This is a genomic window from Serinicoccus hydrothermalis, assembly GCF_001685415.1.
GTDB classification, from domain to species: Bacteria; Actinomycetota; Actinomycetes; order Actinomycetales; family Dermatophilaceae; genus Ornithinicoccus; species Ornithinicoccus hydrothermalis.
Window position 1 is genome coordinate 1,621,697 of the sequence record NZ_CP014989.1, and the last position, 10,915, is coordinate 1,632,611.

At 72.8% G+C, this 10,915-nt stretch carries 10 protein-coding genes and 1 tRNA gene; 3 read left to right on the forward strand and 8 right to left on the reverse strand.

Annotation, left to right across the window (positions count from 1 at the left end; all coding sequences use genetic code 11):
- Positions 1–13: 13 nt before the first annotated feature.
- Positions 14–1,156, reverse strand: coding sequence for a zinc-dependent metalloprotease (locus SGUI_RS07470; protein ID WP_066638269.1), 1,143 nt, complete (start codon positions 1,154–1,156; stop codon positions 14–16).
- A gap of 76 nt (positions 1,157–1,232) precedes the next feature.
- Positions 1,233–2,738 carry a D-alanyl-D-alanine carboxypeptidase/D-alanyl-D-alanine-endopeptidase gene (locus SGUI_RS07475; protein ID WP_066643004.1) on the reverse strand — a complete coding sequence of 502 codons (1,506 nt, stop codon included), beginning with the start codon at positions 2,736–2,738 and terminating at the stop codon, positions 1,233–1,235.
- A 94-nt stretch (positions 2,739–2,832) separates the two neighbouring features.
- On the opposite strand from SGUI_RS07475, the gene SGUI_RS07480 reads away from it, so the two are divergent.
- The 3 genes from SGUI_RS07480 to SGUI_RS07490 all read left to right on the forward strand — a co-directional run bounded on the left by SGUI_RS07480 (position 2,833) and on the right by SGUI_RS07490 (position 5,292).
- On the forward strand, positions 2,833–3,351 hold the full coding sequence (locus SGUI_RS07480; protein WP_066643009.1) for an inorganic diphosphatase: 519 nt from the start codon (positions 2,833–2,835) through the stop codon (positions 3,349–3,351).
- A gap of 183 nt (positions 3,352–3,534) precedes the next feature.
- Entirely contained in the window at positions 3,535–5,067 is a 1,533-nt protein-coding gene (locus tag SGUI_RS07485) for a DUF3352 domain-containing protein (RefSeq protein ID WP_066638272.1), read from the forward strand.
- A gap of 148 nt (positions 5,068–5,215) precedes the next feature.
- Positions 5,216–5,292: transfer RNA gene (locus SGUI_RS07490), tRNA-Thr, on the forward strand.
- Positions 5,293–5,342: 50 nt separating this feature from the next.
- Here the strand turns inward: SGUI_RS07490 and SGUI_RS07495 are convergent.
- The 6 genes from SGUI_RS07495 to SGUI_RS07520 form a co-directional block, all read right to left on the reverse strand.
- Positions 5,343–6,923 (reverse strand): alpha/beta hydrolase, encoded by a 1,581-nt coding sequence (locus tag SGUI_RS07495; RefSeq protein WP_066638275.1) that lies wholly within the window; start codon positions 6,921–6,923, stop codon positions 5,343–5,345.
- 16 nt (positions 6,924–6,939) lie between these two features.
- Positions 6,940–8,103, reverse strand: a complete 1,164-nt coding sequence (locus tag SGUI_RS07500; RefSeq protein WP_066638278.1) for a DNA polymerase III subunit delta' — start codon at positions 8,101–8,103, stop codon at positions 6,940–6,942.
- A complete protein-coding gene (gene tmk, locus SGUI_RS07505; RefSeq protein ID WP_066638281.1) occupies positions 8,100–8,762 on the reverse strand; it encodes a dTMP kinase in 663 nt (220 codons plus the stop codon). Before tmk ends, SGUI_RS07500 begins: the two co-directional genes overlap by 4 nt.
- 67 nt (positions 8,763–8,829) lie before the next feature.
- Positions 8,830–9,456, reverse strand: coding sequence for a hypothetical protein (locus tag SGUI_RS07510; RefSeq protein ID WP_066638284.1), 627 nt, complete (start codon positions 9,454–9,456; stop codon positions 8,830–8,832).
- Positions 9,457–9,568: 112 nt separating this feature from the next.
- Entirely contained in the window at positions 9,569–10,342 is a 774-nt protein-coding gene (locus SGUI_RS07515) for a MerR family transcriptional regulator (protein ID WP_066643011.1), read from the reverse strand.
- Between the two features lie 43 nt (positions 10,343–10,385).
- Positions 10,386–10,895 (reverse strand): Lrp/AsnC family transcriptional regulator, encoded by a 510-nt coding sequence (locus SGUI_RS07520; protein ID WP_066638287.1) that lies wholly within the window; start codon positions 10,893–10,895, stop codon positions 10,386–10,388.
- Between the last annotated feature and the right edge of the window lie 20 nt (positions 10,896–10,915).

The following is a 10,915-nucleotide window of genomic DNA, read 5'->3' on the forward strand; positions in this document are numbered from 1 at the left end:
CCGGGCTCGACCCTCAGCCGTGGACCCGCGCGACCCAGGCCTGCGGGTCGGCGATCTCGGTCGGCCGCGGGAGCGTCTCCGGGGAGGTCCAGACGCGGTTGAAGCCCTCGACGCCGACCTCGTCCATGACGCCGCGCACGAAGACGGCACCGTCCTGGTACTGCCGCATCTTGGCCTCCATGCCCAGCAGGCGGCGCAGCAGCTTGTCGACGCTGCCGGCGCCCTTGCGGCGCTGGGTGAAGCGCCGGCGGATCTCGGCGACGGTGGGGATGACGCTCGGTCCGACCTCGTCCATGACGACGTCCGCGTGCCCCTCGAGCAGGGACATCACCGCGGTCACCTCGGCCAGCCGCTCCCGCTGCTCCGGGGTCGCGACCACCTGGGTGATGTCCTCCTCGCCCCGGAGCACGCCGGGCAGCGCCGTCGCGATCTCGCGCAGCCGCCGGCCCAGGTCGTCCGGCTCGGGCATGATCCGCGTCCCCATGCTGCGGGCACGCTCGATGAGGTGCTCGCGCAGCCAGGGCACCGCCGTGAACTGCACCCGGTGGGTCTCCTCGTGGACGGCGACCCAGAGCCGGAAGTCGCCGGGATCCACCTCGAGCTCACGCTCCGCGGCCAGGACGTTGGGGGCGACGAACATCAGCGTGGGGTTGCCCTGCGGCGCCAGGTCGTACTGCCCCAGCACCTTGGTGGAGATCCACGACAGCAGCCCGGCGACCTCGGTGCCGGTCACCTTGGCGGAGATCGCCTGCGAGGTGGCGCCGATGTCCGGCAGCTCACGGCCCGCCTGCTGCGCCCGGGCGCGGTCGGCGCTGCGCTTCTTGGCGACGACCTCGTCGAGCACCGGCTCCAGCATCGCCCCCATCGAGGCGCAGTTGGCCCGGATCCACCCGGCCCGGTCCACGACGAGCGCCTCGGGGGTGCCCGGGGGGGTCGACAGCTGCGCGGTCTGCGCCACCGGCTCCACGGCACGGGCGGCGGCCGAGCGCAGGTCGGCCACGAGGTCGGCGATCTCGGCGCGGCTCGCCCGCGGCCCGGCCGGGGCCAGGCGGGTCGCCGTCGCGGCGGCGAAGTCCCAGTCGACCAGGGCGCTGCCCCGGACGTCGTCGACGGGCTCCAGGGGGCGGTCGGCCACGGGCTCCAGGTCCTCGCTCATGACCCGACGGTATGCCGTCGCGCGCCGGCCCGGCGAGCCGGGGCGCTGCCCGTCCTCACCCGTCCGGCGACCCTCGTCACTCCGGCTGGCACCCGCACCGGGCCAGCTCGGCCACCACCTCGTCGAGCACCGAGGCGGCCTCGATCGCGGCCGAACCCTCGTCGAGGTCGTCGGCGGTGAGGGCATACACGAGCAGCCTGCCGTCGCGGGTGACCACCGTCCCGGCCAGCGAGCTGACGCCCGGCAGGGTGCCGGTCTTGGCGCGGGCCACGCCCACGGCGGGGTCGTGCCGGTCCAGGTGGAAGCGGGTGGCGAGCGTGCCGGTGTAGCCGGCGATGGGCAGACCACCGGCCGCGAGGACCTTCTGCAGCGCGGGGTGCGAGCCGTCCGCACCCGCCACGAGGACGTCGGCGACGACGCCGACGGGGATCTGCGTGCCGTCGGAGAGCCCGCTGGCGTCGACGATCTGCACGCCGTCCATGTCCAGGCCGTAGTCCTCGCTCACGGTCTGCCGGATCCAGGCGGTGACGTCCTCCTGCTCGGCGCTGCCGCCGTCGGCGACCGCGGCCTGCCGGGCGAGCTGCTCGACCATGGCGTTGTCGCTCGTGGCGAGGGCCAGGGCGAGCACGTCGCGGGCCGCGGCCGACTCGACGCTGGCGAGCTCGGCTGCGTCCTCGGGCGCCTCGACCTCCTGCGCCTCGGCGCCCTCGTCCCCGGCGCCCACGACCTCGATGCCCTCCTCCGCGAGCGCCTCGCGGAAGACCCGCGCGACCTCCTGCTCGGGCGAGGTCGGGGAGGGGTTGAAGGGCAGCGCGCGGTCGCCGGAGCGGCCCAGCTGGACGATGCGCCCGCTCCACCCCTCGCGGATCCAGTGGTCCGACCACGTCGGCATGGCGTCCGGACCCGCGACGTAGGAGAGGTCGAGCCGGACCCGGACCGTCCCCTCGGGGCCGCCGCCCTCCTCCAGCGCGTCCGCGGTCTGCGCCGCCAGGTCGCCGATGCCGGCGTGCCCGGCGACGGCCTCGGGGTCGCCGGCCCCGTCGGCCAGCAGCATGTCGCCGCCGGCGACGATGATCACCTCGTCCGGCTCGGCGCCCGCCACGACCCGGGTGGTGAAGGTGTGGTCGCCCTCCAGACCGGTGACGATCGCGGCGGCGGACAGCAGCTTGGTCGTGGAGGCCGGGGTGACGAGCCGCGAGGAGTGGCGGTCTGCCAGCGACTCACCAGTGAGGGCGTCCCGGATCGCCACGGCGCGCCGGTTGGTGCCCCCGAGCCAGGTGCTGTCGAGCTCGTCGCTGATCTGCATCGACAGGGCCCCGCGGTCCGGCACCGGCGCGGCGGAGACCGGCGCGACCGGGCTGACGGGGGCGGCGACCCGGGGCCGCACCGCCACCGGGCCGGTCGGCGCCTCGGTCGTGGCGCTCGCCTCGTCGGTGGTGGGCGCGGACGTCGTGCTGGCGGGCTCGTCGGGCGCTGCCGTGGTCGCCGCCGACGGCACGGCGGCACCCGCGAGCAGCGCGACCACCGCGGTCGCCGCGAGGGCGTACCGTGGGACTCGCCGGGGCGCGGGGCGCGGGCGCATCACGAGCGTGCTCCACCTCCGTCGTCGTGACCCTCCGGGATGAGGGACACTGAGGTCCGAGCCTATGCCGTCCCCGAGCCAGAGAGAGCAGCAGATGCAGTTCGACGTGACGATCGAGATCCCGCAGGGCAGCCGCAACAAGTACGAGGTCGACCACGAGACCGGTCGTATCCGGCTGGACCGCATGCTGTTCACCGCGACCCGCTACCCCGCCGACTACGGCTACATCGAGGAGACCCTCGGCGAGGACGGCGACCCGCTGGACGCCCTCGTGCTCCTGGACGAGCCGACCTGGCCGGGCTGCCTGGTCCTGGCCCGGCCCATCGGCATGTTCCACATGCGTGACGAGGCCGGCGGCGACGACAAGATCATCTGCGTCCCCGCCGAGGACCCGCGCAAGATGGGCATCCAGAGCCTGGACGACATCGGCACCCACACCCGCCTGGAGATCCAGCACTTCTTCGAGGTCTACAAGGACCTCGAGCCCGGCAAGTCGGTCGAGGGCGCCCACTGGGCCGGCCGCGAGGAGGCCGAGCAGTGCGTCGAGGAGGCCCGCCAGCGGGCCCAGGAGCACGGCGTCTCCACCGCGCGCTGGCCGATGCCGAAGCACTGACCGCGGACCCCGGTCAGGCGGCGCAGCTCGTCGTCGCAGGGAACCGGGGGGTGGGGTATGCCGTCGTAGCGGTGTGCGGGAGCCGGTCTCCCGCCACCGCCGCGCTACGCTTGACCGCGCAGGGCCACTGGCCGAGGTGGTGACGACGGCGCGGCATTCCGCGCAAAAACTAAGGGGAACGACATGACGACCGTGAGCGAGACGAGCGGGGACGACGTGACCGAGGGGGGCCGCAAGGCTCCGTGGCTGCTCATCGGTGGCGGTGTCGCCGCTGCTGCCGTCATCGGGGGAGGCACCGCGTTCGCCCTCATGATGGGTGGCGGCGGGGACCGCCCGGACAGCGTGCTGCCGGGCGAGGTGGCGGCATACGCCCAGATCGACCTCGACCCCTCCGCGGGCCAGAAGGTCGCCGCGGTGCGCTTCTTCCAGGGGCTGGACAGCGACCTCGAGCAGCGCTTCTCCGACGGAGAGTGGCGCGAGTGGGTGTGGGAGCAGCTCGAGGAGCAGGGCGAGGCGCCCGAGGGAGTCTCCTTCGAGGAGGACATCGAGCCCTGGCTCGGCGACCGCGCGGGCGTCGCCATGATGCCCGCCGGTGAGGGCGAGGAGCCGGCCGTCGCGGTGGCGCTCCAGGTCAAGGACGGCGACGCCGCCACGGCCTTCCTCGACGAGCACCTCAGCGACGACGCCGAGGAGCTCGGCTACTACCTCGAGGGCGACTACGTCGTCTTCAGCCAGGCCGACACCCTGGACGCGGTGCGCTCGGCCGCCGAGGCCGGCTCCCTGTCCGACAACGAGGACTTCACCTCCGACATGGAGGACCTCGGCGAGGCCGGTGTCATGGCGATGTGGGCGGACCTGTCCCAGATCGACGACATCGACGCCAGCGCCTTCGACCCGAGCCTGGAGATGACCGAGGAGCAGCTAGGGATGGGGGCGGAGCAGCCCGAGGTCACCGGCCGGATGGCCGCGACCGTGAGGCTCACCCCGGACGCGATCGAGATGCACGGCGTCAGCCGCGGCGTGGCCGGCATGGAGGTGCCGGCGGCCGGTGACGGCGAGCACCTGGTCACCCAGCTCCCGGCCGACACCGCGGTGGCGCTCTCGCTGGAGAACGGCAGCGACATGGTGCAGGCGATGTGGGACTACTACTCCGAGGACTACGCGGAGCAGCTGCAGGAGGCTGCGGACGCCGCCGAGGCGCAGGGCTTCGTGCTGCCGGACGACCTCAAGGTCGCCCTGGGTGAGTCCATGACCCTGGCCGTCGGCCCGGACGTGGTGGGCGCCTTCGCCAACATGTCGCAGACCGACCCGGGCGTCCCGGAGCTGCCGCTGGCCTACCGCGTGACGACCGACACCGAGCGGGCCCAGCAGCTGCTCAACGACAACGGCATGGGCGCCGGCGTCCTCGTCGTGCGTGACGACGACGGCACGCTGACCCTCGGCACCGACCAGGCGTACGTCGACGGCGTCGCCGAGGTCGACGGCGCGACCCTGGGCGAGAGCGACCTGTTCACCCGGGCCGTCGCCGACGCCGGAGAGGCGCAGTCGACCTTCTTCGTCGACGTGGCGCCGTTCGAGGAGTTCTACCTTCCGCAGGTCACCGACGAGAAGGCGCGCACGGCCCTGGAGAAGCTGGCCGCGGTCGGCGCCTCCAGCGTGGTCGAGGAGGGTGGCGACGGCCACTTCACCATGCGCATGGTGGCCGACGAGGAGTGAGCGACGCCTCTTCGGCGGCGCACCGCTGAGCATCACGAGGACAGCCCCCGGCCGACCGCCGGGGGCTGTCCTCGTCCCGGCCGGACTCAGGTTTGGGCAGGCTCGGCACGTTCGGTATCCTCGTCGGGTTGCCCACCGCGGGCAGCACGCCGCCTTAGCTCAGTCGGCCAGAGCGATTCACTCGTAATGAATAGGTCGGGGGTTCGATTCCCCCAGGCGGCTCCACAGCACCGGCCCAGCGCCCTCGACCCCGGTCGGGGGCGTTCTGCTGTCCCTCAGCAGGTGGTGCCGTCGGCGGGGACGGTGCCCTCCAGCAGGTAGGCGTCCACGGCGTCGTCGATGCACTCGTTGGACCGGCCGTAGGCGGTGTGGCCGTCGCCGTCGTAGGTCAGCAGGACGCCGGAGTCCAGGGTGTCCGCCAGTCCCTCGGCCCACTCGTAGGGCGTCGCCGGGTCTCGGGTGGTCCCGATGACGAGGATCGGGTCGGCGCCGGGCGCAGAGTAGTCCTCGACCGTCTCGGTGGCCTGCACCGGCCACACCCCGCAGGCACCCTCCCCCGCGAGGTAGCGGCCCCACGTCGGGGAGACCTCCTCGAACTGCTGCTCCACCGCTGCCGAGTCGAGATCCTCCTCCTCGGCGCTGGCCGGCCGGTCCAGGCAGTTGACGGCATAGATCGACTGCATGCCGTTGCCCTCGTAGCTGCCGTCGCTGCCCCGGCTGGCGTAGAGGTTCGCGAGGTACATGAGCATGGTCCCGTCCCCGGCGAAGGCCTGCTCGAAGGCCTGGGACAGCACCGGCCAGGCGTTCTCGTCGTACATCGCGACGATGATGCCGTACATCCCCCAGCCCTCGGTCAGCACCGACGCCGCGTCGCCCTCGACCGGCAGCGGTGCGGCGTCGAGCTCGTCGAGGAAGGCCGGTATGCGCGCCATCGCCGACTCCACGTCCGACCCCAGGGGGCACTCACCCCCGGCGACGCAGTCCTCGACGTAGGCCCGGGTCGCGCGCTCGAAGCCCTCGGCCTGACCCAGCCCCATCTCGAGCCCGCTGAGGTCGGGCTCGATGGCGCCGTCCAGCACCATCCGGCCGACCCGGTCGGGGAAGAGCGCGGCATACGTCGTGCCGAGGAAGGTGCCGTAGGAGGCACCGAGGTAGGACAGCTGCTCGTCCCCGAGCGCGGCCCGCAGCACGTCCATGTCGCGGGCCGCCTCCACCGTCGAGACGTGCCCGAGCAGGTCGGGCGCCCGCTCCTCGCACGCCTGCGCGAAGTCCTCGACAAGCTGCTCGGAGGCCTCCTCCTCGGTCGCGTCGTCCGGGGAGGGGTCCGAGGAGAGGAACTCGTCCATCTGCTCGTCCTCGAAGCAGGTGATGGGTGCCGAGCGCGCGACCCCGCGCGGGTCGAAGCCCACGACGTCGTAGGCCTCGAGCACCTCGCTGCTGACCGCCATCCCCGACAGCTTCGCGTAGTCGACGCCGGAGCCACCCGGACCGCCCGGGTTGACCACGAGCGACCCGAGGGTGTCGCCGGACGCCGCGGAGCGCAGCAGGGCCAGGTCGATGGTCTGCCCGTCCGGCTCCTCGTAGTCGACGGGGACGGTGAGCGAGGCGCACTCGAAGTCACCCTCGCAGCTGCTCCACGTGAGCTCCTGGGAGTAGAACTCCTCCAGCCCCTCCGGGGCTCCCTGCGCGAGCGGCGTCGAGGCCGCACCCGCCTCCGGGGCCGCGTCGGCGCTGCTGGTCTGCCCCTCCTGCTCCTGCTCCTCCTGCTGTCCCGGCGTGCAGGCCGCGAGCAGCGAGAACGCGCTGAGCCCGGCCACCATCCTGACCGTCGTCGACGTCCGCACCAGCGATCCCATGCCTTCCCTCGTCGTCTCACCCCCGGGGCGGGAGCAAGCCAATCATCATCGCCTCCAGGACCAGCAGGGGCGCGCCGTTGGCGATGAGCCGCTGCCGTGCCTCACCGATGGTCTCCAGCGCACCGAGCAGCTGCTCCGGGCTGAAAGAACGTGCGAGCCCCTCGATCTGCTCCGGCTCGCTGGCGTTGACCAGGTCCACCCCCGAGCCGGTGGCCACGAGCAGGGCGTCCCGGTAGACCGAGGCGAGGTCGGTGAGCGCGGCGTCGATGCTGTCGTGCTGCTGCCGCTTGGCCTCGGCCTTGAGCCGGTCCTCGAGCCGGCGCAGGTGGGCCCGGACCGAGGGCGGCTGGGTGCGGGCCGAGGCATCGGCGCCGAGCTGCTCCAGCAGCTCGCGCTTCTGCTCCTCGGCGTGGTCGGCCGAGGTGGCCTTGGCGCCCTCACCGGCCTCGTCGACGAGGTCCTGGGCCGCCCGCAGCGCGTCGCCGAGCGAGGTGAGGCCCGTGGGGATGGAGGTGATCTCGCGCCGTCGCGCGCGGGCGTGCTCGTCGACGGCGAGGCGCCGCGCGATGCCAATGTGGCTCTGCCCGGCGCGTGCGGCGTAGTGCGCCATCGCTGGGTCGATGCCGTCGCGCTCGATGAGCAGGTCGGCCACGGCGCGGGTCGGGGGCGTGCCCAGCCGCACGTGGCGGCAGCGCGAGCGGATCGTGATGAGGACGTCCTCGATCGAGGGGGCGCACAGCATCCACACCGTCCGCGCGGTGGGCTCCTCCAGCGACTTCAGCAGCGTGTTGGCGGAGAAGTCGTTGAGCCGGTCGGCGTCCTCGACGATCACCACGCGCCACCGGCCCAGGCTCGGCCGGGCCTGCGCCTCGAGCACCAGCGCGCGCGCCTCGTCGACCTTGATGAAGGTCTGGTCGGTGTCGACGGTCCGCACGTCGGGATGGCTGCCGCCCATGACGAGCCGGCACGGCTGGCACTCCCCGCAGCCGACGGCCCGGGGATCTCCCGGCGCGCGCTCGCACTGCAGCGCGGCCGCGAAGGTGCGTGCGGCCACCGAGCGACCCGAGCCCGGTGGGCCGGTGAAGAGCCAGGCGTGGGTCATCGCCGCGGGGTCCGACGCGGCGCGGCGCAGGGTGTCCACCACGCGCTGCTGACCGACCAGCTGGGCGAAGACGCTCATCGCTGCTGCTCCAGCAGCCTGGCGACCCGCTCGCGGACGGCCGCTCCGATCTCGTCGCGGCCCGCCTGTGCGTCGAGCACGAAGTAGCGCTCGGGCGCCCGCTCGGCGAGGGCGAGGAAGCCCTCGCGCACCCGGTCGTGGAAGTCGTCACCCTCCCGCTCGACCCGGTCGTGCACCAGCCCGCGGCGTCGCCTGCCCTGCTCAGCGCTCACGTCGAGCAGGACGGTGAGGTCGGGCAGCAGTCCCTCGACCGCCCACAGGGACAGGTCGCGGACCTCGTCGTGGCCCAGCTCCCGGGCGGCGCCCTGGTAGGCCACCGAGGAGTCGAGGTAGCGGTCGGTGATGACGACCTCACCCGCCTCCAGCGCCGGCCGCACCACGGTGGCCACGTGGTGGGCCCGGTCGGCGGCGAAGAGGAGCGCCTCGGCGCGCGGGGTGACCGAACCGTCCTCCCCGTGCAGCACCAGCTCGCGCAGCGAGCGCCCCAGTGCGGTCCCCCCGGGCTCGCGGGTGCGGAGCACGGTATGCCCCTGCTCGCGCAGCCAGCCGGCCAGTGCGTCGGCCTGGGTCGACTTGCCCGCGCCGTCACCCCCCTCGACCGCCACGAAGAGCCCCGGCCGACGTCCGCGTCGCGCGTCAGGGCTCGGCTGGTCGGTCACGTGGGAAGCCTACGGGACGGGTATGACGCTCCCTCCCGCCATCCACAGCGTCCTCTTCAGCCCGTGGTCAGGGCGCGTCGCCCGTCGCGGTGCCGTCGTCCGCGGGGGCAGGAGCCTCGGTCACCGTGGCCTCGTCGGCGCCCGGGGTCGCCGTCTGCTCGCTGCCGTCGGCGACCGTCCCGCCGCCGTCGTCGCCGAGCACTGCCCCGAGAACCGTGAAAGCGCCGACGACGAGCACCATGCCGGCAACCCCGAGGACGACCGTTCCCCGAGCGCGCGTCAGCTTGTCCGCGATGACCGAGACGGCTTTGACCGCCTCCGAGACACTCTGCGCCACAAGGTTCCGCTGCCCCGTCCCTGGTGCCTCAGGTGGGGACTCCGCAACCACCCGGCGCTGAGTGACTGCCCTCGCTTCAATGACCGCGAGCACTCCGGTCGCGATGAACACGAGGCTTGCCAACCACAGTGACATCAGGACTACCACGAGGGTCGCTCGCTGAGCGAAAGAGCCGTCGACCCACTGCTCGTCCGCCAGCACGACGCTGCTCGTCGCAAGATCGATCTTCCATGCCGTGCGCCAGAAGAAGAGCGTCGAGACGAGACCGGCCGCCGCACCCACGGCGCAAGCAGCCCCAGCGACGTCACCGCTCCACTCCCCTGGGATGACGAACACCTTCGACGTGTCCTCTGACATGGCACCTCCGGGTCACGGGTCGGGGCGTCCGTGGGCCCAGTGTCCACCCGGCGGCCCCTCACCCACAAGGGTGAGGGGCCGCTGAGTTGCCCGGCCTCGGTCCCGCCCGGCCTCAGCCCCGCGCGGCGTTGGCCACGACGGCGTCCCGGACGAACTGCGCGAGGCCCTTGGCGATGTCCTCGTAGGTCTTGGTGAACCTCGGGTCGTCGACGTACATCTGCGCGATGCTCGCGTGCATACCGCGCGGGCAGTCGTAGAACCACCGGCAGATCTGCTGCCGCGCCTCCTCGGCGGCGTCCATGGCCGCCTCGGAGTCTGCGGGCTCGCCGCCCTCGAGCAGCTCGACGAAGCGGGCGTTGACCTGGTCCTGCTCGACCTTGATCTGCTCCCACTGCTCCTTGGTGTAGCTCTTGGTCCGCTGGTTCGACTGCTTCCAGGCGTCGGTGTCGCCCCAGCGCTGCTCGGCCTCGGCCTGGTAGTCGTCGAAGTTGTCGGTGAAGTTGTCACCGAAGATCTCTCGCTGCTCCTCGCGGGTGATCTGGTAGCCGCTCATCTCTCTCTCCATCGCCGTGTCGATCGACCGCACGAGCTCGGTGAGCTCGCCGATCCGGTCCGTGATCGCGCTCCGCTGCCGACGCAGGTGCTCCAGGACGTCGGCGTCCTGCTCCAGCAGGGCCGCGACCTCCTCGAGCCCGAAGCCCAGGCGGCGGTAGACGACGACGTGCTGCAGCCGCACCAGGTCGGCCTCGGTGTAGAGGCGGTATCCGGCGTGGCTGCGCTCGCTGGGGACCACGAGACCGATCTCGTCGTAGTGATGCAGCGTGCGCACGCTCACGCCGACCTCCTCGGCCACCTGGCCGACGGTCAGCGTCTGCGTCGTCGTCATCTCGATCACGCTCCCGAGCCTGGGGCCTCACGGTGCGTGAGGGTCAAGCCCGATCCGGGACGGCGCCCTCGGCGGCGGTCATCGTGCCCCGCCCGTGCAGGGACTCGAAGATGAGTGAGGTCTCCGCGTGCAGCACCCCGGGCCGGTTGGTGAGGTGGTCCAGGACGAAGTCGCGCAGGGCGTCCGCGCTCGGCACGGCGACGTGGACGTAGTAGTCGATCGCCCCCGAGACGTGGAAGGCGCCGAGCACGCCCGGCAGCTCGGGCACCTCACGGGTGAACTCCTCGAAGTTCGCCCGCCGGTGGCCGCCGAAGCGGATGGCGATCATCGCCTCCACGGGTCGCCCCACGGCGACCGGGTCGATGTCGGCGTGGATCCCGCGGACGACGCCCCGCTCGCGCAGCGAGCGCACCCGCACCAGGCAGGTGGACTCGGCGATGCCGACCTCACGGGCCAGCATGGCGTTCGACATGCGCCCGTCCACCTCGAGCAGGCGTACCAACGCCAGGTCGGTGTCGTCGAGGGGCTTGTCGTCACGAGGATTCTTCGGCACGAGGCCCAGTATGCCCGGAC

Bases quoted from the DNA above. Each gene is read 5' to 3' on its own strand.
- SGUI_RS07470 (WP_066638269.1), bottom strand. From the start codon at position 1,156: ATGAGCGAGGACCTGGAGCCCGTGGCCGACCGCCCCCTGGAGCCCGTC.
- SGUI_RS07475 (WP_066643004.1), bottom strand. From the start codon at position 2,738: ATGCGCCCGCGCCCCGCGCCCCGGCGAGTCCCACGGTACGCCCTCGCG.
- SGUI_RS07480 (WP_066643009.1), top strand. From the start codon at position 2,833: ATGCAGTTCGACGTGACGATCGAGATCCCGCAGGGCAGCCGCAACAAG.
- SGUI_RS07485 (WP_066638272.1), top strand. From the start codon at position 3,535: ATGACGACCGTGAGCGAGACGAGCGGGGACGACGTGACCGAGGGGGGC.
- SGUI_RS07495 (WP_066638275.1), bottom strand. From the start codon at position 6,923: ATGGGATCGCTGGTGCGGACGTCGACGACGGTCAGGATGGTGGCCGGG.
- SGUI_RS07500 (WP_066638278.1), bottom strand. From the start codon at position 8,103: ATGAGCGTCTTCGCCCAGCTGGTCGGTCAGCAGCGCGTGGTGGACACC.
- SGUI_RS07510 (WP_066638284.1), bottom strand. From the start codon at position 9,456: ATGTCAGAGGACACGTCGAAGGTGTTCGTCATCCCAGGGGAGTGGAGC.
- SGUI_RS07515 (WP_066643011.1), bottom strand. From the start codon at position 10,342: ATGACGACGACGCAGACGCTGACCGTCGGCCAGGTGGCCGAGGAGGTC.